This is a genomic window from Micromonospora sp. CB01531 (genome assembly GCF_001905095.1).
Taxonomy (GTDB): Bacteria; Actinomycetota; Actinomycetes; order Mycobacteriales; family Micromonosporaceae; genus Micromonospora.
Map to the genome: position 1 here is coordinate 1 of NZ_LWLS01000114.1, position 24051 is coordinate 24051.

Annotated in this window: 21 protein-coding genes and 1 pseudogene; 9 read left to right on the plus strand and 13 right to left on the minus strand. The window is 73.6% G+C overall.

The window, feature by feature from the left end; genetic code table 11:
* Positions 1-995 (plus strand): annotated as a pseudogene (locus A6A27_RS34465) (hypothetical protein); the annotation flags it as partial.
* Between the two features lie 9 nt (positions 996-1004).
* Positions 1005-2087 carry a polyprenyl synthetase family protein gene (locus A6A27_RS34470; RefSeq protein ID WP_073838850.1) on the plus strand — a complete coding sequence of 361 codons (1083 nt, stop codon included), beginning with the start codon at positions 1005-1007 and terminating at the stop codon, positions 2085-2087.
* A gap of 109 nt (positions 2088-2196) precedes the next feature.
* Here the strand turns inward: A6A27_RS34470 and A6A27_RS34475 are convergent, their stop codons facing one another.
* Positions 2197-2577, minus strand: a complete 381-nt coding sequence (locus A6A27_RS34475) for an Rv2175c family DNA-binding protein (RefSeq protein ID WP_073838851.1) — start codon at positions 2575-2577, stop codon at positions 2197-2199.
* 164 nt (positions 2578-2741) lie between these two features.
* Here A6A27_RS34475 and pknB point away from each other — a divergent pair, with 164 nt between their 5' ends.
* On the plus strand, positions 2742-4709 hold the full coding sequence (pknB, locus tag A6A27_RS34480) for a Stk1 family PASTA domain-containing Ser/Thr kinase (RefSeq protein ID WP_073838852.1): 1968 nt from the start codon (positions 2742-2744) through the stop codon (positions 4707-4709).
* 56 nt (positions 4710-4765) lie between these two features.
* Positions 4766-5668: a deoxyribonuclease IV gene (locus A6A27_RS34485; protein WP_073838854.1), complete on the plus strand. Its 903-nt coding sequence runs from the start codon at positions 4766-4768 to the stop codon at positions 5666-5668.
* 116 nt (positions 5669-5784) lie between these two features.
* On the opposite strand, the gene A6A27_RS34490 is transcribed toward A6A27_RS34485, so the two are convergent.
* From A6A27_RS34490 to A6A27_RS34505, 4 genes are all read right to left on the minus strand, one after another.
* Positions 5785-6819: a threonine aldolase family protein gene (locus tag A6A27_RS34490; RefSeq protein ID WP_073838855.1), complete on the minus strand. Its 1035-nt coding sequence runs from the start codon at positions 6817-6819 to the stop codon at positions 5785-5787.
* Positions 6820-6863: 44 nt separating this feature from the next.
* Entirely contained in the window at positions 6864-8270 is a 1407-nt protein-coding gene (locus A6A27_RS34495; protein ID WP_073838856.1) for a class II 3-deoxy-7-phosphoheptulonate synthase, read from the minus strand.
* 113 nt (positions 8271-8383) lie between these two features.
* Positions 8384-8878 (minus strand): hypothetical protein, encoded by a 495-nt coding sequence (locus A6A27_RS34500; RefSeq protein ID WP_073838857.1) that lies wholly within the window; start codon positions 8876-8878, stop codon positions 8384-8386.
* 264 nt (positions 8879-9142) lie between these two features.
* A complete protein-coding gene (locus A6A27_RS34505) occupies positions 9143-10768 on the minus strand; it encodes a glycosyl hydrolase family 18 protein (RefSeq protein ID WP_073838858.1) in 1626 nt (541 codons plus the stop codon).
* 141 nt (positions 10769-10909) lie between these two features.
* Between A6A27_RS34505 and A6A27_RS34510 the strand changes: the two genes are divergently transcribed.
* On the plus strand, positions 10910-11398 hold the full coding sequence (locus A6A27_RS34510) for a glutathione peroxidase (protein ID WP_073838859.1): 489 nt from the start codon (positions 10910-10912) through the stop codon (positions 11396-11398).
* Positions 11399-11585: 187 nt separating this feature from the next.
* Here the strand turns inward: A6A27_RS34510 and A6A27_RS34515 are convergent, their stop codons facing one another.
* Positions 11586-12389 carry an SGNH/GDSL hydrolase family protein gene (locus A6A27_RS34515; RefSeq protein ID WP_073838860.1) on the minus strand — a complete coding sequence of 268 codons (804 nt, stop codon included), beginning with the start codon at positions 12387-12389 and terminating at the stop codon, positions 11586-11588.
* A gap of 247 nt (positions 12390-12636) precedes the next feature.
* On the opposite strand from A6A27_RS34515, the gene A6A27_RS34520 reads away from it, so the two are divergent.
* A complete protein-coding gene (locus A6A27_RS34520) occupies positions 12637-13326 on the plus strand; it encodes an NADPH-dependent F420 reductase (protein WP_073838882.1) in 690 nt (229 codons plus the stop codon).
* Between the two features lie 71 nt (positions 13327-13397).
* Here the strand turns inward: A6A27_RS34520 and A6A27_RS34525 are convergent, their stop codons facing one another.
* From A6A27_RS34525 to A6A27_RS34545, 5 genes are all read right to left on the minus strand, one after another.
* Positions 13398-13880: a GNAT family N-acetyltransferase gene (locus A6A27_RS34525; RefSeq protein ID WP_073838862.1), complete on the minus strand. Its 483-nt coding sequence runs from the start codon at positions 13878-13880 to the stop codon at positions 13398-13400.
* Positions 13881-13906: 26 nt separating this feature from the next.
* A complete protein-coding gene (locus A6A27_RS34530; RefSeq protein WP_073838863.1) occupies positions 13907-14257 on the minus strand; it encodes a DUF2203 domain-containing protein in 351 nt (116 codons plus the stop codon).
* Between the two features lie 149 nt (positions 14258-14406).
* Positions 14407-15225 carry a pyrroline-5-carboxylate reductase gene (gene proC, locus A6A27_RS34535; protein ID WP_073838864.1) on the minus strand — a complete coding sequence of 273 codons (819 nt, stop codon included), beginning with the start codon at positions 15223-15225 and terminating at the stop codon, positions 14407-14409.
* Between the two features lie 71 nt (positions 15226-15296).
* Positions 15297-16325, minus strand: a complete 1029-nt coding sequence (locus A6A27_RS34540; protein WP_073838883.1) for a 6-phosphofructokinase — start codon at positions 16323-16325, stop codon at positions 15297-15299.
* Between the two features lie 268 nt (positions 16326-16593).
* Entirely contained in the window at positions 16594-17091 is a 498-nt protein-coding gene (locus A6A27_RS34545) for a polyadenylate-specific 3'-exoribonuclease AS (RefSeq protein ID WP_073838865.1), read from the minus strand.
* A 247-nt stretch (positions 17092-17338) separates the two neighbouring features.
* Here A6A27_RS34545 and A6A27_RS34550 point away from each other — a divergent pair, with 247 nt between their 5' ends.
* Positions 17339-18031 carry a Crp/Fnr family transcriptional regulator gene (locus A6A27_RS34550; RefSeq protein WP_073838866.1) on the plus strand — a complete coding sequence of 231 codons (693 nt, stop codon included), beginning with the start codon at positions 17339-17341 and terminating at the stop codon, positions 18029-18031.
* A gap of 57 nt (positions 18032-18088) precedes the next feature.
* Here the strand turns inward: A6A27_RS34550 and A6A27_RS34555 are convergent, their stop codons facing one another.
* Positions 18089-18298: a hypothetical protein gene (locus tag A6A27_RS34555; protein WP_073838867.1), complete on the minus strand. Its 210-nt coding sequence runs from the start codon at positions 18296-18298 to the stop codon at positions 18089-18091.
* Positions 18299-18484: 186 nt separating this feature from the next.
* Here A6A27_RS34555 and A6A27_RS34560 point away from each other — a divergent pair, with 186 nt between their 5' ends.
* Positions 18485-22072 (plus strand): ATP-binding protein, encoded by a 3588-nt coding sequence (locus A6A27_RS34560; protein ID WP_073838868.1) that lies wholly within the window; start codon positions 18485-18487, stop codon positions 22070-22072.
* 21 nt (positions 22073-22093) lie between these two features.
* Here the strand turns inward: A6A27_RS34560 and A6A27_RS34565 are convergent, their stop codons facing one another.
* On the minus strand, positions 22094-22777 hold the full coding sequence (locus A6A27_RS34565; protein WP_073838869.1) for a lysophospholipid acyltransferase family protein: 684 nt from the start codon (positions 22775-22777) through the stop codon (positions 22094-22096).
* A gap of 355 nt (positions 22778-23132) precedes the next feature.
* Between A6A27_RS34565 and A6A27_RS34570 the strand changes: the two genes are divergently transcribed.
* Entirely contained in the window at positions 23133-23978 is an 846-nt protein-coding gene (locus tag A6A27_RS34570; protein ID WP_073838870.1) for a hypothetical protein, read from the plus strand.
* Positions 23979-24051 lie beyond the last annotated feature (73 nt).

A 24051-nucleotide genomic window follows, 5' to 3' on the forward strand; every position in this document is an offset into this window, starting at 1 on the left:
CGGCCGGCCCGGTGCCGGGACGGCCGGCGGCGCCCGCCGGCGGCGACCTGGCCGAGCTGCGACGCTGGGACGACCTGCTTGGCGGGGCGGACCTGGCCGGCCACGGCGCCCAGCGGCTGCGCCGCACGGCCCGCGCGTTCACCGTCGCCGGGGCGGCCGGCCGCCGCCGGCTGCTGCCCGGGCTGGCCGAGTCGGCCCAGCTCGCGGGCTGGCTCGCGGCCGACGCCGGGGACCTGACCGGCGGCCTGGACGGCTACCGGCTGGCACTGCGGGCGGCGGTGGCGGCCGGCGACCCCGCGTTCGCCGGGCACGTCCTCGGGTCGGCCAGCCACCTGCTGGCCGGTGCCGGGGACCCGGTGGGAGCGCTGGCCCTGGCCCGGATCGGCTACGCCGGTGCCCGCGACGCCGCCTCCCCCGGGCTGCGGGCGCTGCTGCTGCACCGGGTGGCGTTCGCCGCCGCGTTGGCCGGCCGGCCGCGCGCCGCCCGGCCGGCCCTCGACGCCGCCGACCGGACCGGCGGGCCCGAGCCGGGCCGGGAACCGCCGTGGCTGTACTGGCTGGACGAGGCCGAGCTGGCCGCGCTGACCGGCCGCACCCTGGTCGCGCTGGGCCGTCCGGGGCCCGCCGTGCCGCTGCTCGGGCCGGCGGCGCGCGGGCGGGACCGGCCGCGCCGCGCCGCGGTCTACGGCGGCTGGCTGGCCCGGGGCTACCTCCAGCTCGGCGAGGTGGCGGGGGCCTGCACGGTGGCCGGCGAGGCGCTGCTCGACGCCGTCCGGTCCGGTTCGCCCCGGGCGGTCGGCCAGCTCACCGAGGTACGCCGGCGGCTGGTCGCGCACCGCGACGAGCCGGCGGCCCGGCGGTACGCGGGTCTGCTCGCGGCGGCCCGCCCGTACCTGCCGGTAGGTGCGGCGGGCGGGCCCGGGGCGGCGAGGTCCCGTCGACCCCCGTCGAAACCCCGCCATGGCGGCACGACGCGATCGGCGGGGACCGGCTAGCGTTCACGCGTGACCCACGCTGCTCCCGTATCCCCCGTCGACCGCGCCGGCCTGCGCCAGCGGATCGACAAGGCCCTCACCGAGTTCCTCGCCGGCCAGCGCGGCTGGCTGACCGCGGTCGACGACGGCCTGGTGCCGGTCGCCGAGGCGATCGAGGCGTTCGTGCTGAGGGGCGGGAAGCGGCTGCGTCCGGCCTTCGCGTACTGGGGCTACCGGGGGGCCGGCGGGCTCGATTCCGACCAGGTGGTGGCGGCCCTGGCCGCGCTGGAGTTCGTGCAGGCCAGCGCCCTGATCCACGACGACCTGATGGACCGCTCGGACACCCGGCGCGGTGAGCCGGCCGTGCACCGGCGGTTCGCGGCCCGGCACCGGGCGGCCGGCTGGAGCGGCGACCCGGACGGCTTCGGTGACGCGGCCGCGATCCTCCTCGGCGATCTCTGCCTGGTCTGGTCGGACGAGCTGCTGCACGCCGGGGGCCTCGACCCGCGTACGGTGGCCCGGGCCCGGCCGGTCTTCGACGAGATGCGCACCGAGGTGACCGTCGGGCAGTACCTCGACGTGCTGACCCAGGCCACCGGGGACACCTCGCGGGAGCGGGCCGGCAAGGTGGCCCGCTACAAGTCGGCGAAGTACACGGTCGAGCGGCCGCTACTGCTGGGCGCCGCGCTGGCCGACGCCCCGGCCGAGGTGCACGCGGCGTACTCGGCGTACGGGCTGCCGCTGGGCGAGGCGTTCCAGCTCCGCGACGACGTGCTGGGGGTCTTCGGGGATCCGGGGCGCACCGGCAAGCCGGCCGGCGACGACCTGCGCGAGGGCAAGCGGACGTATCTGGTGGCGGCGGCCCTGGAGGCGGTCGACGATGCGGGCCGGGAGCTGCTGCTCGGCGGGCTCGGCGACCCGGGGCTGGACGCCGCCGGGGTGACCCGGCTGCGCGAGCTGATCACGGCGAGCGGGGCGCTGGAGCGTACCGAGCTGCGGATCGCCGCGCTGACCGAGAGCGCGCTGGCCGCCCTCACCACGGTCGACCTGGACACCGAGGCCCGGCAGGCCCTGGTCGACCTGGCCATCGCCGCCACCCGCCGCACCGACTGACCCACCCCCACCCCACCGCCGCTGTTGATCATGAGGTTGGCGGCTGAGTGATCGCAGAAACTGCCGCCAACCTCATGATCAACCGGCAGAGCCCGGGGGTGGGGTGGGGTTAGAAGCCGAGGGCTTGGGCGCGGCGTTTGACCTCGCGGGCCTGGTCGCCGCCGAGGGCGGCGGCCGGCGTGCCGGGGAGGGTGGGGTCCTCCTCGTAGAGCCAGCGCAACGCCGCCTCGTCGTCGTACCCGGCGTCGGCGAGCAGGTTGAGCACGCCGGGCAGGTGCTTGAGCACGGTGCGGTTGGCCACCAGGTCGGCCGGGACGCGGCGGACGCCGTCGCGGCGGACCGCGATCAACTCCCGGTCGCGGATCAGCTGGTGCACCTTGCTGATCGACAGGTCGAGGCGCTCGGCCACGTCCGGCAGGGTCAGCCAGCCGGCCGGGTCGGTCGGTCCGGGCAGGTCGGCGCCGGCGGCGGCGGGTACGGATTCGGTCACCCGACCACCCTGCCACGTGCCGGGGCGGCCCGGGCGGCGGCACCCCGTCCGGCGCTTCCGCACGCGGCGCGACCAGGCCGGACACGCGCGGCGGGACCATCGTCGGCCCTAGGCTGTAGCATCCTGTTCAACCTTCACCCTCCTGACACATAGACTGCCTGCCGATGGACACACAGGTCGCCGACACGTTGCTGGGCTCGCTGATCGACGGGCGCTACCGCATTCGCGGTCGCGTGGCCCGTGGCGGCATGGCGACCGTGTACACCGCCACCGACGAGCGCCTGGAGCGCACCGTGGCGGTCAAGATCATTCACCCGACCCAGGCCCCCGAGGCCCGGGCTCGGATGGCCGGCTTCGTCGAGCGGTTCACCGACGAGGCGAAGACCATCGCCCGGCTGACCCACCCGAACGTGGTCGCGGTCTACGACCAGGGCACCCACGCCGGCCTCCCCTACCTGGTGATGGAGTACGTCCGGGGCCGCACCCTGCGCGACGTCCTCGCCGAGCGGCGCCGGCTCAACCCGGACGAGGCCCTGGCGATCGCCGAGCAGATGCTCGCCGCGATCGCCGCCGCGCACCGTGCCGGCCTGGTGCACCGCGACGTCAAGCCGGAGAACGTGCTGGTCGCCGAGGCACCCACCGGCGGCACCGGCAACCTGGTGGACAGCGTGGTCAAGGTGGCCGACTTCGGGCTGGCCCGCGCGGTCGAGGCGAGCGCCGAGGAGAACGGCAACCAGCTCATGGCCACCGTGGCGTACGTGGCCCCGGAGCTGGTCACCGACGGCCACGCAGACCCACGCACCGACGTCTACTCCGCCGGCATCGTGCTGTTCGAGATGCTCACCGGCCGGGTGCCGTACGACGGCGACCGGCCGGTGGACGTCGCCTGGCAGCACGTCGACCGGGACGTACCGCCCCCGTCGACGCTGGTCCCGAGCCTGCCGAAGGTCCTCGACGATCTGGTCGGCCGGGCCACCCGGCGCGACCCGGGCGCCCGCCCCACCGACGCCGGCGCGCTGCTGGCCGAGGTGCAGGTGGCCCGGGACGGCCTGGGCAACGCCCACACCGCGGTGCTGCGGCAGGTGAGCGACGAGAACCCGATGGCCCAGCCGACCATGGTGGTGGCGGCGGTCCGCCCGGCCGAGCGTCCCGCCTGGGCCCGGCTGCCCGAGGGGGGCGGGCAGCGCCCGCACCGCCGCCGCTCCGCCGACAGCGACCCGGGCTCCGGGCTGGCCGGGCTGCGTACCCGGATCATGGGCTCGCCCCGGGGCCGGCTGGCGGTCGCCGCGGCGGCCGTGGTGCTCGGCCTGGTGGCCGCTCTCGGCGGCTGGTGGTTCGGGGTGGGGCGCTACACGGTCGCCCCCCAACTGGTGAGCCTGACCAAGGCCGAGGCGGAGGCGCGGGCCGCCCGGGGCGGCTTCACCCTTAAGTACGCCGACCCCCGTTACGACGAGAAGGTGCCGAAGGACAGCGTGCTGGGGCAGAACCCGGGCTCCGCGGCCCGGATCCTCAAGGGCGGCACGATCACGCTGACCCTGTCGCTCGGTCCGGAGCAGTTGCCGGTGCCGGACGTGGTGGGCAAGGACTTCGAGCTGGCCCAGGCCGAGCTGACCGACGCCAAGCTGGTGGTGGTCAAGGGCTCCGCCCGGTACGACGACGAACTGCCGGCCGGGGTGGTGATGGCCACCGATCCGAAGGTGGGCACGGTGGTCAAGCCGGGCACGAAGGTGACGGTGGTGCTGAGCAAGGGCCGCGCCCCGGTCACCGTGCCGAACCTGGTGGGCAAGAACCTCAACGACGCCCGGGGCATCCTCGCCCAGCTCGGGCTGACCCCGGTGGAGTCGTACAAGGACTCGGACAAGCCGAAGGACGAGATCCTCGGCCAGAGTCCGGCCGACGGCACCGGGGTGGAGAAGGGCGCCCAGGTCAAGCTGGAGATCAGCAAGGGGCCGCCGCAGGTGATCGTGCCCCGGGTGATCGACCTGCCGTGCGATCAGGCCAAGCAGGTGCTGGAGAGCCAGGGCTTCCCGGCCAACATCCAGGTCAACCCCGCAGGGGTGGCTCGCTTCCAGAACCCGGGCGAGAACACGCCGGTGCCGCCGGGCACTCAGGTCACGGTGACCTGCCTGTGAGCGCGAGGAGTGAGCCGGTCCTGCGAGCCCCGCAGCCGCGAACGAAAGACGGTCCGGTGAGCGAGCGGAGCGAGCCGGGCTCGCGCGCCCCGCAGTCGCGAAGCGCGCGGCGGCGGGTCGGCGCGCACACCCCCACCTCCGGCGGCCTGGCGAAGGCGGCGCTGCCGTACGTCGACGCGGCCGGCGCCGAGGTGGTGCAGGTCTACGTCTCCAACTCGCGGGGCTGGGCCCTGCCGGCGGGCGACCCGGCGCAGGACGCGCTGTTCCGGGACGGTTGCGGCGAGCGCGGGGTGCCGGTCTTCATCCACGCGTCGCTCCTGGTCAACCTGGGCTCCCCCACCCCGGCCACCGTCGAACGGTCGGCCCAGACCCTGGCGCACGCGCTGCGCCGGGGCCGGGCGATCGGTGCCGAGGGCGTGGTGTTCCACGCCGGCAGCGCGGTGGACGCGGGGTACGCCGAGGCGGCGATGCGCCAGGTACGCGAGGCCCTGCTGCCGCTGCTCGACGAGGCGGCGGCAAGCGGCGGGCCGATGCTGCTGGTCGAGCCGAGCGCCGGGGGCGGCCGGTCGCTGGCCTCCCGGGTGGAGCACCTGGGCCCCTACCTGGACGCGGTGGACCGCCACCCGATGATGGGCGTCTGCTTCGACACCTGCCACGCCTGGGCCGCGGGGCACGACCTGGCCGTCGAGGGTGGGATGACCGCCACGCTGGACGCCCTGGTCGCCGCCGTCGGGGCGGACCGGCTGAAGCTGGTGCACGCGAACGACTCGAAGGATCTGTGCGGCTCGACCCGGGACCGGCACGAGAACATCGGCAAGGGCACCATCGGTGAGCCGGCGTTCGCCGAGCTGATGCGCCACCCGGCCACCGCCGGCATCCCGGTCGTGGTGGAGACCCCGACGGAGAAGCACGTCGGCCACGCCGCCGACATCGCCACCCTCACCCGCCTCCACCCCTAACTCCCCCGCTCAACCCGCGTTGAGCAAGAAGTTTGCGGCGGAATCCGCGCCGTCGGCGGCGCAAACTCCCTGATCAACACGCTGGGGCGGGGCGGGGCGGGGCGGGCAGGGTGGGGTTAGGCGCGGAGGATTTGGGTCAGGGTCTCGGCGGCGCGGTCGACGGCGGCGTCGGTGACGTCCAGGTGGGTGACCAGGCGGGCGGTACGCGGGCCGAGCACCGAGACCAGCACGCCCGTCGCCCGGGCGGCGGCCGCGAGAGCCTTCGCGTCGAGCGGGTGCTTGGTCAGGTCGAGCGGGACGATGTTGGTCCGCACCGGCATGGCGAGCACGCCGTACGGGGCGACGGCCTCGGCCAGCCGGGCGGCCTTGGCGTGGTCCTCGGCGAGCCGCTCGACGTGGTGGGCCAGCGCGTACCGGCCGGCGGCGGCGAGGACTCCCACCTGCCGCATGCCCCCGCCCATCCGCTTGCGGATCCACCGGGCCCGTTCGATCTTCTCAGCGCTGCCCAGCACCAGCGAGCCGACCGGCGCGCCGAGGCCCTTGGAGAGGCAGACGGACATGGTGTCGAAGAGGGCGCCGTACTCCGCCAGCGGCACCTCGTCGGCGACGTGCGCGTGCCAGATCCGGGCGCCGTCACAGTGCAGCGCCAGCCCGTGGTCGTCGGCCACCCGGCGCAGCTCGCGCAGGGTGGCGAGGGGGATCACGCCGCCGCCGCCCCGGTTGTGGGTCTGCTCGACGGCGATCGCCCGGGTCGGCACCGCGAAGTAGCCGTCGGGCCGGACCATCCCGGCCACCACGTCCGGGTCGATCTCCGCGCCGACCGCCGGCCAGGTCCGCGACGAGATTCCCCCGTACGCGGCCGCCGCGCCGATCTCGTAGGTGACCACGTGCGCGTCGGCGTCGCAGAGCAGCTCCTCGCCCGGCGGCACGACGAGCTGGAGCGCGATCTGGTTGGCCATCGAGCCGCTCGGAGCGAACAGTGCGGCCTCGTGCCCGAAACGGGCGGCCACCTCGGCCTCGAGCGCGGCGACGGTGGGATCCTCGCCGTACACGTCGTCGCCGACCTCGGCGGTGGCCATCGCCTCCCGCATCCCGGCGGTGGGCCGGGTCACCGTGTCGGATCGTAGATCAACAAACTCAGCCACAGTCATCCTTTCGGCCGCCGACCGCAGGGCTCGCAAGCCCACTCCGCGCGTCAGCCACGAAGCATCTCCGCCACCAGGAAGGCCAGCTCCAGCGACTGCTGGGTGTTCAGTCGCGGGTCGCAGGCGGTCTCGTACCGATCGGGCAGGTCGAGGTCCTCGATGCCCTGGGCGCCGCCCAGGCACTCGGTGACGTCCTCGCCGGTCAGCTCGACGTGCAGGCCGCCCGGGTGGGTCTCCAGGCCGCGGTGCACCTCGAAGTAGCCGAGCACCTCGTCGACGATCCGGTCGAAGTGCCGGGTCTTGTAGCCGTTCGAGGACTCGTGGGTGTTGCCATGCATCGGGTCGCACTGCCAGACGACCTTGGCGCCGGCCGCGGTGACCTTGGCGACGATCGGTGGCAGGGTGTCCCGGACCCGGTGGTTGCCCATCCGGCTGATCAGGGTGAGCCGGCCGGGGATGTTGTCCGGGTTGAGCTTCTCGCAGAGCTCGATGGCCTCGTCCGGCGTGGTGGTCGGGCCCAGCTTCACGCCGATCGGGTTGGCGATCCGGGAGATGAAGTCGAGGTGCGCCCCGTCGATCTGCCGGGTCCGCTCGCCGATCCACAGGAAGTGCCCGGACAGGCCGTACGCCCGGTTGCCGGAGATCCGGGTGAGCGCCCGGTCGTACTCCAGCGCCAGGGCCTCGTGGGAGCAGTAGAGGGTGACCGTACGCAGCGCCTCGTCGTCGGTCATCCCGCAGGCCCGGATGAAGGCCAGCGCCCGGTCGATCTCCCGGGCGATCGCCTCGTAGCGCTCGCCGGCCGGCGACTGCTTGACGAAGTCCTTGTTCCAGTCGTGCACCGCGTGCAGGTCGGCGAGCCCGCCGGCCAGGTACGCCCGAAGCATGTTCATCGCGGCCGCCGAGTTGGCGTACGCCCGGATCATGCGCTGCGGGTCGGCGACCCGGGCCTCCGGCGTGGCCTCCAGCGAGTTGATCATGTCCCCGCGGTACGCCGGCAGGCCGCGCGCGTCGGTCGGCAGCGACCGGGGCTTGGTGTACTGCCCGGCGACCCGGGCCACCTTGACCACCGGCAGCGACGCGCCGTACGTCAGCACGATCGCCATCTGGAGCAGGGTGCGGGCGTTGGCCAGCAGGTGGCTCTCGGTGTTGTCGGCGAAGGTCTCGGCGCAGTCACCGCCCTGGAGCAGGAACGCCTTGCCCTCGCAGACCAGCGCGAGGCGCTGCCGGAGTTGGTCGACCTCGTACGGCGCGACCACCGAGGGCACCGTGTCGAGGACCTTGCAGACCTCGGCGACCTGGGCCGGGTCCGGCCACGGCGGGGTCTGGGCCCGCGGCAGCTCCCGCCAGCGGTCCAGGCCGAGGGCCGCGTCCTCGGCGGAGTCGGCGGTCGGGCGGCTGGTCTGGAGTCCCGGGCTGCCCACCGCCGGGTGGGTCAGCTGATGCCACTCATGGCGCATGAGAGAAAGCGTACGGCGACCGCCGGGGTGACCCGCCGCCGAGGGGGATGGTTCCGGCAGGTGGGAGATCACCGCCACACTCCGGCCGGCCGCAGGTCAGCCAGGCGGGCGGGTCAGGGGGTGATCGACGGTTCGGGGGTGTGGCCGCCCGGGGCCTCGCCGGAGATGCACCAGTCCGCACCACTGCGGGTGACCGTGAACAGCAGCGCCTGGGTGGCCTTGCGGGAGCCGACGGCGACGGTGACGGAGGTGCTGACCTCCTGGCCGTTCGGGCCGGACCGGACGTCGGTGATGGTGGCCTGCGGCACGGTGAAATGGTCGGCGAAGTCGCCGTTGGGGCCGGTGGCGGCGGCGTCGAAGGCGGCCTGCACGGGGGCGCAGAACTGGCTGCGGCCGGCGTCGACGTCCTTGCCCGCCATCGCGTCGAGGTACGCCTGCACCCGCTCGCGGCTCTTGGCCGCCGCCTCCTCGGCCGGCGCCCGCTGCGGCCCGCCGTCGGAGGCGGCCCCGGGCCCGTCGTCCCCGCCGAGGCCGCAGCCGGTCAGGGCCAGCGGCAGGAGCGCGAGCAGCACCACCCCGGTCGCCACCCTCGGGTGCGTCAGGCCCATCGGTCCCTCCCATCGGCGCGGGCATCGAAAGATGCCGAGCGGCGAGTGTGCCACATCGGCCTTCCCGCATGTCGAGCCGTCGTACCGGAATGTCGGTCACGTCCCTGGCGAGGCGGCGCGCGGCCGTTCCATCTTGCCTCGACCACCCCGGTCAGCCGGTCCGGCGCGCGGGCGGCTCGGGTGGCTCGACGGGGCTGGACAGCCGGGCGGGGAGGGGCCGCTGCGGCCCCTCCCCGCCGGGTGGGTGATGCGTCGGCCCTCGGCTCAGCCGAGGCCGCCCTTGATGGCGCTGATCAGCTCGCCGTTGCTGGTGTCACCGGAGAGCTCCCAGAAGAACGCGCCACCGAGGCCCTGGTTCTTCGCGTAGGTCATCTTGCCGCCGATGGTGGACGGGGTGTCGTAGCTCCACCAGTTGCTGCCGCACTTGGCGTACGCCGTGCCGCCCACGGTGCCGGTCGCCGGGCAGCTGCTCTTGAGCACCTTGTAGTCCTCGATGCCCTGCTCGTAGGTGCCGGGCGCCGGGCCGGTGGCGGTGCCGCCCGGGGCGGACTGGGTCACCCCGGTCCAGCCACGGCCGTAGAAGCCGACGCCGAGCAGCAGCTTGTCGGACGGGACCCCCTTGCCCTTGAGCTTCTGGATCGCCGCGTCCGCCCAGAAGCCCTGCTGCGGGATGCCGGCGTACGAGTAGAGCGGGGAGTGCGGGGCGGTGGGCCCCTGGGCGTTGAAGGCGCCGAAGTAGTCGTAGGTCATCGGCATCAGCCAGTTGAGCTGCGGCGCGGCGCCGGCGTAGTCGGCCGCGTCGATCTTGCCGCCGCTGCTGCCGTCGGCGGTGATCGCCGCGGTGACCAGGAAGTTGGCGCCGAACTTGCTGCGCAGCGCGCTGACCACGTTCTTGAAGGCGTTCGGTCCGCTGCTGTCGCACTGCAGGCCGCAGGCGTTCGGGTACTCCCAGTCGACGTCGATGCCGTCGAAGACGTCCGCCCAGCGCGGGTCCTTGACCAGGGCGTAGCACGAGTCGGCGAAGGCGGCCGGGTTCTGCGCGGCCTGGGTGAAGCCGGCCGACCAGGTCCAGCCGCCGAAGGACCAGAGCACCTTGAGGTTCGGGTACATCCGCTTCAGCTTGCGGAGCTGGTTGAAGCTGCCGCGCAGCGGCTGGTCCCAGGTGTCCGCCACGCCGTCCACGCTGTCCGCCGCGGTGTACGCCTTGTCGTAGTCGGCATAGCTGTCGCCGATGCTGCACCGACCGCCGCTGGTGTTGCCGAACGCGTACAGGATGTGGGTCAGCTTGGCCGCCGACCCGCTGGTGTGGATGTTCTTGACGTGGTAGTTGCGGGCGTAGACGCCCCACTCGGCGAAGTAGCCGACGACCTTCTTGCCCCCGGTCGGCGGCGGGGTAGTGGGCGGCGGGGTGGTCGGTGGCGGAGTGGTCGGCGGAGCCGTGGTGGGTGGGGTGGTCGTCGGCGGGGTCGTGGTGGGCGGTGGCGTGCCGCCGGCGCAGGAGGCACCGTTGACGGTGCAGTTGAGCGGCGCCTTGTACGCCCCGGTGCCGTTGTAGCCCCAACTGAAGCTGGCCCCAGGGGCGAGCGGGCCGGCCCAGCTCTTCTTCACCGCGACGTAGTGGTTGCCGCTGCTGGTGACGTCGGCGTCCCAGAAGGTGCTGATGGTGGTGCCTGCGGGCAGGTCGAACTCGATGCGCCAGGTGTCCACGCTGGCACTGGTGCCGTTGGTGACGGTCACCTTCGTCTCGTGACCGGTCCCCCAGTCCTGCACCTTGGCGAAGGTGGCGGTCACGCTGCCCGCGGCGGACGCGGTCGCCATCGGTACCGCCGCGACCGCCAGCGCGACCACGGCACCGGTGGCCCAGAGGGCCCGGCGGAGCGATCTCTTCATACGGCGTCTCCCTAAACAGTTAGGAAACTTTCCAGATTGATGCTGAGACGCTACTCAGGCGTTCATCACTTCGTCAAGATGTAGATGCATCGATTTCCTGTACCCGCGCCAACCGGTCCGGCGGGCGCGTAGCCTCGCCACATGACCGTTTTCGACGTGCAGATCGACACCCTCACCGGCGGCCCCGCCGACCTCGCGCAGTACCGCGGCCGCGCGCTGCTGGTGGTCAACGTGGCCTCGCGGTGCGGCCTCACCCCGCAGTACGCCGGCCTCCAGGCCGTGGCTGACGAGTACGCCGACCGGGGCCTGACCGTGCTCGGGGTGCCCTGCAACCAGTTCGCCGGACAGGAGCCCGGCACGGCCGCGGAGATCGAGGAATTCTGCCAGGTCAACTACGGCGTGACCTTCCCGTTGACGGAGAAGGTCGACGTCAACGGGCCGGGCCGGCACCCGCTCTACGCCAAGCTGGTGTCCACGCCGGACGACGAGGGACACACCGGCGACGTGCGGTGGAACTTCGAGAAGTTCCTGGTCGCCCCGGACGGCACGGTGGCCGGCCGGTTCGCCCCGCAGGTCACCCCGGACACCGCCGAGCTGCGGGCCGCGATCGAGAAGGTGCTGCCCGCCTGACCCCGCTCAAGATCCGCCCTGATTCCCGGAGAGAGTGGCTGTTCAACACGAAATAGCCACCCTTTCCGGGAAAGCGCAGCCAGCGATCCCGTCCGCGACGGTTCGGACGGGCGGATCGGGTCGGCTCAGCGGCAGCGCCGCGGGCCGCGCCGACCCCCGCTACGGGAATCGGCGCGACCCGGGGCGGTCAGCCCGCGACGGAGCGGAAGACCGGGTAGTAGCCGCCGGACTGCCCGGCGGCCGTCGGATGGTACGAAATGGTCAGGTTGAGGTAGTTCAACGCGTGCAGCCACTTCTCGCCGTAGCTGCAGAGCTGGTGGCCGACGAAGATCGACCGGACGTCGGCGAACTTGAAGCCGGCCGAGGTGGCCGCCGTCCGGGTGATGTCGTCGAGCAGGTTGATGCCCTCGTTGATCTTCGCTCGGGAGGTCGCGCTGAGCCCGACGCAGATCGTGCCGAGCTGGTAGAAGACCGGGTAGCCGACGACCACCACCCGGGCCGAGGGCGCGCGGCTCTTGATGCCGTTGTAGACGTTGGCGAGCTTGCCGGGCAGCTCGGTCCGGGCCTTGTCCTCGGCGGCCTGCACGGCCGCCACGCACTGGCTCTCACCCTGCAGGACGCAGGTGGTCATGATGTTGGCGAAGCCGACGTCGTTGCCGCCGACGGTGACGCTGACCAGGGTGGTGGTCGAGGACAGCGCCGAGAGCTGGCTGTTGATGACGTCCGTCGTGGTCGCGCCCGAACAGGCCACCGAGCGGTACGAGGCCGGCCTGATGTTGGTGTTGTAGAGCGCCGGATAGGCGTTGGTGCTGCGCAGGCAGGACCCGCTCTCGGAGGTGTAGCTGTCGGCGCCGACGCCGGAGGCGTACGAGTCGCCGAGCGCGACGTACCGGTCGGCGGGGGCGGCCTGGGCGGGGGCGCCCAGGGCCAGGGTAACCCCGAGCGAGGACGCCAGGGTCAGGGCGAGGGTGGCAAGACGGGATCTCCGCACGTCGCACTCCTGGGGGTGGGAAGTGGTGGTGGGAGAGAGATATCAATGGATCAGGTCCGGACGGAAGATCAACAATTCGCAGGGTTCGTTGATAGACCCTTATGGATACGAATCATTACCAATCCGATCCCGGTCACTGAAGGTTTTCGCCAGGCTGACGCGATACCCCCGGCCGAATGTCGGGCCGCCGAATAACCGACCACCTTGGTCGGGAATGCCGGCCGCCATCGCGTGGTTGGCACCGGACATGACAACTGTGGGACTGATCGGCAGCGGCAACATCGGCGGCACGGTGGCCCGACTGGCGTTGGCCGCCGGTCACGACGTGGTACTCAGCAACTCCCGTGGCCCGGAGACACTCAAGGAACTGGTGGACGAGCTGGGCCCCCGGGCCCGCGCCGCCACCCCGGCCGAGGCGGCTGCGGCCGGCGATCTCGTGGTGGTCACCATCCCGCTGCGGGCCTACCGGGCGGTGCCGGCCGAGCCGCTCGCTGGCAAGATCGTCATCGACACCAACAACTACTACCCGGAGCGGGACGGGCGGTTCCCGGAGCTGGACGACGAGTCGACCACCACCAGTGAGCTGCTCCAGCGGCACCTGCCGGAGTCGCGGGTGGTCAAGGGCTTCAACAACATCTACTTCAAGCACCTGCTCGCCCTGGCCCGGCCGGCCGGCGCGGCGGACCGTACCGCCCTGCCGATCGCCGGCGACGACGCGGCCGCCAAGGCCGCCGTCTCCGGGTTCCTCGACTCCCTCGGCTACGACGCGGTCGACGTGGGCCCGCTCGCCGAGGGCTGGCGGTTCCAGCGCGACACCACCGCGTACGCCGCCCTCTACTCGGCCGACCCGGCCAACGACTGGGAACGGCCGGCACCGGTCGACGCGGAGAAGCTGCGCGCCGCCCTCGCCGCCGCCCGCCGCTACGCCGACAGCTGACCGTCCCGTCCGGAGGGTGGGGAAGCCGCCCGCCCTCCGGACGCGCCGGTTGCGCCGCGGTGTCCGGGCGGTCAGACCGCCTGCGGCGGGAGCGCGAGCCGCATAGCCGGGTCGCGGGTCTCCTGGAAGCCGAGCGAGCGGTAGAGCGGCCGTCCCGCCGCGGAGGCCCGCAGGTCGATCCGCCGCACGCCCCGCTCGTGGAACCAGCCCAGCAGCGCCGTCAGGCAGGCCCGGGAGTGGCCGCGCCGGCGGTGGACGGGATCGGTGCTGACGTTGAAGACGTACCCGGTCAGGCCGTTCGGGTTGTCCGGGCCGCCGAGCCGGCGCTCGATCGTGCCGACCGCGCAGGCGGCCAGCGTCCCGTCCGGCCCGTCGACCACGAAGGCCGCCATCGACGGCTCGGGCTCGGCCAGCCACTCCCGTAGCTGCTCCCGCGCGACGTCCTGCCACGGGCCCGGCGGCGGATCCGCACCCTTCACCGCCGCGAGCATCAGGCCGCGCAACCGGACCACCTCGGCGGCGTCATCCGGCGTCGCCGGGCGTGCGTCGACCATGCACGGCACCGTACCCGCAGGGGCGGTCAGACCGGGCGGCGGCCGGCGAAGCCGCACTCCACCCGGTGGTACCAGCGCACCTCGTCGTCCCCCTCCAGCCAGCACCAGAGCACCGCCCGGCCGCCCCGTTCGCCGGGGAAGTCCAGCAACACCGGGGCGATCCCCTTGACCTGGATGTCGTGCTGGTGGATCTCCTCGAGGACGGCGTGCAGCCGGGCTTCGAGGGCCTTCACCTCGGCCAACCCGCCGAGCGCGCTGATCCCGTGCTCGGCCAGGTCGACCCGCAGCTCGGCGAGGTCGGCGCGGAGCCGGATCAGCTCGTCGATGCGCGGCCGCAGCGTGGCCACCAGGTGTCGCGCCTGGGCGAGAGTGAACACCGCGCCAGTATGCGGCACGAACACGGGGGCACCGTCAGTGACGGTTGCGCGAGCCGGGCCAGGAGAATCAGCTCATCTTCCGCCCGCGAGCCGCCTATTGCCGGGACGCCGTTGCGGGCGATCTCGCGCCGTGGCTCGTGCCTGCCGCCTCAGTCGGCCTGGGCGGCCAGTTCCCGGGCGCGGTCGCGGGCCGCCTCCAGCGCCGCCAGCATGGCCGCGCGTACGCCGTGGTTCTCCAGCTCGCGGATGGCGGAGATGGTGGTGCCGGCCGGCGAGGTGACCGCCTCGCGGAGCTTGACCGGGTGCTCGCCGGAGTCGCGGAGCATCACCGCCGAGCCGATGGCGGTCTGCACGATCAGTTCGTGCGCCACCTGCCGGGGCAGGCCGAGCAGGATGCCGGCGTCGATCATGGCCTCGACCAGCAGGTAGAAGTAGGCGGGACCGGAGCCGGAGAGGGCGGTCACCGCGTCCTGCTGGGACTCGGGCACCCGGATGGTGGCGCCGAGCGGCTTGAACATCTCCTCGGCGAGGGCCAGGTGCGCGCCGGTGGCGTGCGCGCCGGCGGAGATGGCGCTCATCGCCTCGTCCACCAGCGCCGGCGTGTTGGTCATCACCCGGACCACCGGGGTGCCCTCGGGCAGCCGGCGGCTGAAGAATGTGGTGGGCAGGCCGGCGCAGAGCGAGATGACCAGCTTGTCGGCCGGCACCTTCGGGCCGACCTCGTCGAGCAGCGCCGCCGCGTCCTGCGGCTTGACCGAGACGGCGAGTACCTCCGCCTCGTCCACCGCGACGAGGTTGTCCACCACCCGTACGCCGTACCGGGCGGTCAGCTCCTGGGCGCGGCTGGGTCGCCGGGCGGTGGCGAGCAGCCGCTCGACCGGCCAGCCGGAGCGGAGCAGGCCGGAGAGCATCAGCTCGCCGATCTTGCCGGCGCCGATCACGGCGACGGTGTGCACCTCGGGTGCCATGGGCCGTACCCCTCTCGGTCGAGGCGGGGCGCGGCGGACCCCGACCGGGTCCGCCGCGCCGCCGGCGTCGATCAGCTGCCGAAGAAGACCTCGGCCTCGGCGTACCGCTCCAGCGGCACGGTCTTCAGCTCCCGGGTGGCTTCGGCCAGCGGGACGCGGACGATGTCCGTGCTCTGCATCGCGACCATCTTGCCCCAGTCGCCCTCGTGCGCCGCGTCGATCGCGTGCAGGCCGAGCCGGGTGGCGAGCACCCGGTCGAAGGCGGTCGGGGTGCCGCCGCGCTGGATGTGGCCGAGCACGACGGTGCGGGCCTCCTTGCCGGTCTTCGCCTCCAGCTGCTCGGCGAGCCACTGGCCGATGCCGCCGAGCCGGACGTGGCCGAACGAGTCCAGCTCCTGGTTGTGCAGCACCATCTGGCCCTCCAGCGGGTGCGCGCCCTCGGCGACCACGACGATCGGGGCGTACTGGTGCTGGAAGCGCTTCTCGACGTACCCGGCGACCTGGTCGACGTCGAACTGCCGCTCGGGCAGCAGGATCACGTTGGCGCCGCCGGCGAGGCCGGCGTGCAGGGCGATCCAGCCGGCGTGCCGGCCCATCACCTCGACGACCAGGGTGCGGTGGTGGCTCTCCGCGGTGGTGTGCAGCCGGTCGATCGCCTCCATGGCGATGTTGACCGCCGTGTCGAAGCCGAAGGTGTAGTCGGTGGCGCCCAGGTCGTTGTCGATGGTCTTCGGCACGCCGACCACCTTGACGTCCAGCTCGTGCAGCTTGGTGGCGACGCCGAGGGTGTCCTCGCCGCCGATGGCGATCAGCGCGTCCACGCCCTGGGCGGCGAGGTTCTCCTTGATCCGCTCGACGCCGTTCTCGATCTTGAACGGGTTGGTCCGGGACGAGCCGAGGATGGTGCCGCCGCGCGGCAGGATGCCACGGACCTCCGCGATGCCCAGCGGCCTGGACAGGCCCTCCAGCGGGCCCTTCCAGCCGTCCTGGAAGCCCACGAACTCGTGACCGTAGGTGGCGACGCCCTTGCGGACCACCGCCCGAATCACCGCATTGAGACCAGGGCAGTCGCCGCCGCCGGTGAGCACGCCGATACGCATGATCTGCTCATCCTCCTGGAGCATCAGGTAAAGCCCGGATAAGCCCCAGGATAGGTGTCAGATCAGACCATCGGCGCCATTGCCGGCCCGGGGCGGGCCGTCAGTGCGCACTGTAGTCGGCGCGGGGGTACGGCGACACCGCGCCCCGGCCCCCTTCCGCCCGCCGGATCGGCTACCCGTCAGTAGCTGACCTGGCGCTTCTCCCCCGCGCGGTGCGGCCCTCCGGGCACCGCCGCCCCGGCGAAGCCGAGCAGGCCGCCGCTGCCGGTCACCGCTCGGTCATCGCCCGCCAGCGCGCCAGGTTGTGCCGGGCGTCGACCAGGGCGTCGTGCCGGTCCGCGTCGGCGTCCGGCAGCTTCGGCCGACCCCGGTCGTCCCAGAGCTGGCGCAGTTCCTTGGTGAACCGCGGGATCTCCCGCGGCAGCGCCGGCATCGCGCCCCACAGCTGGGCCAGGACCACGTGGTCGTACGCCGCGTACCAGGCCCAGAGCTCCAACTGCTCGCCCGGGCGGTCCCGGACCGGCGCCATCAGGAACTCGTAGAGGTCGTCCCGGATCCGCTCCCGGGACCGCCACGCGCGGTCGGCGGGCGAGGGGAGCTTGTCCAGCACGTTGCGGCGCACCCAGGGCACCGCCCGGGAGTCGTCGAACTCGGTGGAGACCGCGTAGAACTCGCGGCCGTACTCGTCGACGACGCCGATCGACACCAGGTCGACGATGCGGCCGTCCTCGATGAACTCGCAGTCGTAGAAGTAGCGGTAGACCATCCCCACCATCCTCGCCCACCGCCCCCGCCCGCCCGTCGCCGGGGCGTCCACCGAGGTCGGCACGGTTCGGACAGGCGGTTCGGGAGAGTCACGGAACTGTCTCCAGGGGTGTACAGCACGCGACCGGAGCGTCATGATCTGATGTGTACCGCTACCGGACGCCGAACCGGTTCAGATGCCTCGTACCGGGATGTCAGGGCCACCCCGGTGAGCGAGTTGTGGTCCTTGACCGGGGAGGGGTTGGGCCGTGGAGGTTCGCCTGCCGGAGCCGGGTGACGCGCTCACGGGCGTGGAGATGTTCGCCGGGCTTGAGCCGGAGGTGCGGCAGCGGGTCATCGCCGCTGCGGTGCCGCGCACCTACCGCAAGGGTCAGTTGCTCTTCGTGGAGAACGACCCGGGCGAGTCGCTGATCGTGCTGCGCCGGGGGGCGGTGGCGGTGTTCCGCACCGCACCGACGGGAGAGCGCGCGGTGCTGTCGGTGATCCGTCCGCCGGACGTGCTCGGCGAGGTCTCCCTGCTGGACGCGTCCACCCGGTCCGCGTCGGCCGAGGCGATCGAGGACTGCGCCGCGCTGGCGCTGTCCCGGCCGGCCTTCATGGAGCTGGTGCACTCGAACCCGCGCATCCTCGACGCGGTGATGCGCTCGCTCGGCGGGCTGATCCGCCGGCTCACCGAGCAGAACGCCGACCACGTCTTCCTCGACCTGCCCGGCCGGGTGGCCAAGACGCTGGTCCGGCTCGCCGGCGAGAGCCAGGCGCCGATGATCACCATCGAGCTCAACCAGAGCCAGCTCGCCGAGATGGCCGGCGGCTCCCGGCAGAGCGTCAACCAGGCGATCGGCTCGTTCGCCAGCCGGGGGTGGCTGCGCACCGAGGGGCGCCGGATCGTGGTGACCGACGTGGCCGCGCTGCGCCGCCGCGCCGGGATGAACGACCGCTGACGGATACGCGCAGGGCCGGGGCGAGACCGCCCCGGCCCTGCTGTCGTGCCGCCCGGCTCAGACGCCGGCGCTGCCCGGCCCGGCCCACTCGTTGGGCCGGCCCGGCCCGGCCCAGTCGCTGTTGTCATCGCCGCCGGAGCCCTCGATGACGATGCCCTCGGCCTGGAGGGTGGCCAGGGTGGCGGCGTCCACGTCGACGGAGTCCCCCGCCGCGTGGGCGACCCCGTCGGCGTCGGTCCAGTCGCTCTCCAGCTTCACGTACACCATGGTGTGGCCCCCTTGATCGCGGTCGTCGTCCGAGGCATGAATCTAGTCCGCGAACCGCGCCGACGGCTGTCCGGACGAGTGTCCACAAGCCAACAGCCCGGTACCTGACACCGCTAGCGGCGGCGATACTCGCGATGGACGCCGCGGGGGGCGGCGCCCGGCCGGGACCGGCCGGAGGATCCACCAGTGGAGGGCGTCATCTCCGCCCAGTGTGACCGTTGTGGACGTACCGCCGCCGAGGGCGACCGCTTCTGCGGTGGCTGTGGCGCGGAGCTGGGGGCGGTCTGCCCGCACTGCCTGCGCCCGCTCGCCGCCGACGTGGCCTTCTGCACCTCGTGCGGGGCAGCCCGGTCCGGTGCCAAGCCGCCGGTCGCCGTGCCGCAGGAGGACCGCCGCCGGGTCAGCGTCCTGTTCGTCGACCTGATCGACTTCACCCCGTACGTCGAGCGCGCCGACCCGGAACAGGTCCGCGGCATGCAGACCGGCTTCTTCTCGGCCGCGAAACGGGTGGTCGGGCAGTACGGCGGGGTGGTCGAGAAGTACATCGGGGATGCCGTGATGGCGCTCTTCGGCGCCCCGGTGGCCACCGAGACCGACGCGCTGCGCTGCGTCCGGGCCGGGCTGGAGCTGCAGCGGGTGCTCACCCGGTTCGCCCCGTCCGGCCGCGACGAGCTGCGCTTCCGGGTCGGCGTGGCGACCGGTGAGGCGCTGGTGGACGTGGCCGCCGCCCGCGACGGCGGGCAGGCGATCGTGGCCGGCGACGTGGTCAACACGGCGTCCCGGATGCAGTCGGTGGCGCCGCCCGGCGGGGTGCTGGTTTGCGGCGCGACCCACGCCCTCACCAAGGACGCCATCAGCTACGAGGAGCAGCCGCCGGTCACCCTGCGCGGTCGGTCCACCCCCACCGAGGTCTGGCTCGCCCTCGCCCCGGTACGCCGGCAGCCCACCGACCAGGAGCCGGACACCACGCCCCTGATCGACCGAGAGCACGAGCTGGGTCTGCTGGTCAACGCCCTGCACCGGTCGCTGCGGGACCGGCTCCCGCAGGTGGTGACCGTCTTCGGCCGGGCCGGCATCGGCAAGAGCCGACTGGTCCGCGAGCTCTACCGGCACGCCGGTCGGCTGGTCGACGAGCCGCTGACCTGGCGGACCGGGCGGTGCCCGCCGTTCGGGGAGAACGTCACCTTCGCCGCGCTGGCCGACGTGGTGAAGACCGAGGCCGGCATCCTCGACACCGACCCGGCGTCGACCGCGGCGCAGCGGCTCACGTCCGCGGTGACCGAGCTGGTCGGGCCGGCCGAGCGGGACCGGATCGTCGACGCGCTGCGCCCGCTGGTCGGGCTGACCGGCACCACGCTGCCGGCCGAGGAGGCCGAGTCGGCGTGGCGGCGGTTCCTGCTGGCCCTGGCCGCCCGCCGCCCCACCGTGCTGGTCTTCGAGGACCTGCACTGGGCCGACGACGCCATGCTGCGCTTCGTCGAGCTGCTCGGCGCCGCCGCCCGGGACGTGCCGCTGCTGCTGCTCTGCACCGCCCGGCCGGAGCTGGTCGACCGGGACCCGAGCTGGGCGGGGACGATCACCGGCTCGGTCACCATCACCCTGCCCCCGCTGCGGGACACCGGCATCGCCTCGCTCTACGCGCACATGTTCGGCCAGGCCGCGTTCCCCGCCGAGATGCTCACCCCGCTGGTGGAGGTCGCCGGCGGCAACCCGCTCTACGCCCACGAGTACGTCCGGATGCTCATCGAGCAGGGCGCGCTGCGCCAGTCCGGGCGCGGCTGGTCGCTGGACAAGCACCTCGACCTGCCCATGCCGGAGAGCGTCCACGCGGTCATCGCCAACCGGATCGACCTGCTCGACGCCAAGGACCGGGCGGTGCTGCTGGCCGCCTCGGTGGTGGGCGTGCAGTTCTGGCCCGGCGCGGTGGCCGCCGCGCTGGGCCAGCCGGTCGAGTCGGTGGAGCGCGCGCTGCGCCGGCTGGAGCAGCGCGACTTCGTGCACGAGCAGGGGGCGTCGACGATGGCCGGGCAGCCGGAGTTCCGGTTCCGGCACGTCCTGGTCCGGGACGTCTGCTACCAGCGGCTGCCGCGTACCGAGCGGGTGGCCCGGCACGAGCGCACCGCGGACTGGCTCGACACGCTGTCGCAGAGCCGGGACACCGACCTGGCCGAGGTGCTCGCCCACCACCGCTGGGCGGCCCACGAGATCGCCCGCACGCTCGGCATGGACACCCACCGCTACGCCGGCCCGGCACGCGCCGCGCTGCACCGGGCCGCCCGCCGGGCGTACGCCCTGCACGGGCTGGACGCGGCGGCGGCGCACGCCGGCCGGGCGCTGGGCCTGGCCGACGACAGCGACCCGATCGGCCGGCTGCAGCTGGAGCTGCTGAGCACCGAGATCTCGTTCTACCGAGACGGCAACGCCTTCCTCTCGGGCGGCGGGCCGGAGCAGTTGCACGCGCTCGCCGACCGGCTGCTCGCGCACGGCGACCACCCCTGCGCCGCCCGGGCCTGGACCCTGCTCGGCCAGGCCGCCTGGCTGCGCGCCGACCGGACCGCCGCGGTGGCCTGCCTCAACCGCGCCGTGTCCCTGTTCGAGCCGCTGCCGGACAGCGGCCAGAAGGCGGACGCGTACGCGGAGCTAGGCCGGCTGCACATGCTCAACTACGAGCGGGACCCGGCGGTGGCCGCCGCCGAGACCGCGGCGGAGATCGGCGCGCGGCTGGGGCTGTCGGAGACCCGGACCAACGCGCGGATCACCGCGGCCACCGCCCGGTACCAGTCGGGTGACCGGTCGGGCCTGGACGAGCTGCACGTGCTCGTCGAGTACGGCCGGGCGCAGCAGCTGCTGGCGCTGCACCGGGCGGTGCAGAACCTGGCGTACGCGGTCCGCGAGGAGGGCGACTGGCTGCGCTCGGACGCGCTGCTGTCCGCCGCGCCGGCACGTACGGCCAGCGGGCAGACGCTGACCACCAGCTACTCCGGGGAGGCGATGCGGGCGTACTTCGACGGGGACTTCGCCCGGCTGCTCGCCGCCGCGGACGCCTTCGTGGACACCCCCACCGGCGGCTGGGACATGCAGGTCCGCGGCCTGCGCTCGTGCCTGCTGGTGCTGCGCGGCCGGACGGTGCCGCCGGCGCCCCGACCGGCACCTGGCCAGCGGAACGGCGGTCCGGAGGAGCCCCTGCCCCGGCACCCGGACGACGTGGCCGCCGCGTTGGACAGCGCCCGCCGGAGCGGCTTCCACCGGCCGCGCTGGACCATGCTCGGCATGGCCGCGCTCTGCCGCGCCCTGCAGGGGCGGGCCGACGAGGCGGCGGAGCTGGTCGACGAGCTGGCCGACTCGTGGTCGGCGGTGCCCGCGCTGGCCAGCGGCGAGTGGATCGCCGCGGCGGCGTACGCGGCCACCCTGGCCGGCCGGGACGCGGCAGTGCGCGTGCGGGCGATGCTGGACCGGCTCGAACACCGGACGCCCTGGTCGGAGGCGGCGCTGCGGACGGTGACCGCGGCCCTCGCCGCGGCCGACGGCGACCACCGGCGCGCCGGCGAGCTGCACCTGGCGGGCGCGGAGATCTACGCCCGGATCCCCGACGTGACGGACCGGATGCTGGCCCTCGCCCTGGCCGTCGCCGAGCTGGACCGGGCGGGGGATCGGGCGGCGGTCACCGCGCCGCTGGCCGAGGTGAGCGCCTTCGCCCAGCGCAACGAGGCGCCGGGCCTGCTGGCACTGGCCCGCCGCCCGGTGCCCGACGCCGGCCCCGCCGTCGCCTGCTGACCCCACCGGCCGGCTGGGGCGTCAGGCGGGGACCGGCTGGGTCTTGGCCTTCTGGGCGTACATGTCGACGTACTCGCGGCCGGAGAGTTCCATCACCTCGTACATGATCTCGTCGGTGACCGCCCGCTCGACGAACCGGTCGCCGGACAGGCCGGCGTAGCGGGAGAAGTCCAGCGGGGCGCCGAAGCGGATCCGCACCCGCTTGATCGTGGGGATGAGCTGGCCGGGCGGCTGGATCTCGTCGGCGTTGAGCATCGCCATCGGGACCACCGGGGCGCGGCTCTCCAGGGCGAGCCGGGCCACGCCGGTCTTGCCGCGGTAGAGCCGGCCGTCCGGCGAGCGGGTCCCCTCGGGATAGATGCCGGCGATCCCGCCCGCCCGCAGCACCTTGAGCTGAGTGTCCAGGGCGGCCCGGGCGGCCTGGCCGCCGGACCGGTCGACCGGGATGGTGCCGGAGCCGACGAAGAACATCTTGGTCAGCCAGCCCTTGATCCCCTTACCGGTGAAGTACTCCGCTTTGGCGATGAATGTGACTTTTCGCTTGACGATGAGCGGGGTGAAGATCGAGTCCGAGAAGGAGAGGTGGTTGCTGGCCAGGATGACCGGACCGGTCTCCGGGACGTGCTCGAGCCCCTCCACCTGCGGGCGGAAGATCAGCCTCAGCAGCGGGCCGAGGATGATGTACTTCAACAGCCAGTACAGCACCGGGGTCCTTCCAGGTGAGGGCGGCGACGCCCGACGACGGCTCCAGCTCGGCTGGCGGCACAATTCGGCCGCCGCGCCGCCAGGCGGCGCACCGCACCGGATGACGGCCGGCCCGACGCCGCGCAGCGACCTGGAGCCGTCGAGGCCAGGGAGCCCGGAACGGGCCGCCGGGACGCGCCCCGGACCGCGCCCGGGGCGCCGTCGGCGAGCGGGACTGTCCGGGAAGAGCCTACGAACCGGGAGCGGCACGCCACAACGCACTCCCGGAACAGGGTCCGGACGTGTCACGATTCAGGGCACGGCGTACGGGGCGCCGGGTCGGGACGCACCGACAGGCGGCGAGGAGGGGTGTCCGGTGTCAGCGGGTGGGCCCCGCCGGGGACGGCGGGACAACGGGCTCGACGCGGCCGAGTACGCGGTCGCGGGCGACGTCGATCCGCGCATCGGCGAACATCTGCTCGACGTGCTCGCCGCGGGCGGGATCGCCGCTTACCTACAGCCCTCCGCCGACCTGAACCCGATCACCCGCACCACGACGGTCCCGTCCCGCCCGGTCGACCGGCTCTACGTCGACCGCTCGCACCTGACCACCGCCCGGGACTACCTCACCCAGCTCAGCGACGAGGGGGCCCGCGAGTCGGCCCGGGACGACGAGCCGGACATCGAGGCGGAGTGGGCCAAGATCGTCGCCGGCTTCCACTCCGCCCCCACCTCCGGCAGCCACCCGTGGCCCGCCGCCGAGGACGTGGACGACGACTCCGTCGACCCGCCCGAGCCGACCGGGGGCGCCGGCGGTCGGGCGGAGGAGACCGGCGGCCCGACCGCCACCGACGTCCGGCGCCTGCCGTACGCGGCGGACGTCTCCGGGATCTCGGTGAGCCGGGGCCGGTCCGACGAGCCATCGCTGCTGGACGGCCTGGACACCTTCGGCGCCGACCTGCCCGACGACGAGGACGAGCACTACACCCCGCCACCGCCGCCCCCGCTGCCGCGCTTCTCGAAGTACGCCGTGGTCGGCGTGCTCTGCATCGTGGCCGGCTTCGTGTTCTTCCTCTCCCCCACGGTGCTCCCGGTCACCGACCCGTCCGTGGTGACGCTGCTCGGCTTCACCGGCATCCTGGCCGGCTTCGTGATGCTGATCTGGCGGCTGCGCCCCGGCGACTCCGACGAGCAGGACCCGGACGACGGCGCGGTCGTCTGATCCGCTCCGCCCAGCCGCCCGGAAACCGGGACGGCCCTCGCCCCGGCGTCAGCCACGTAACAGGGGTGTAACT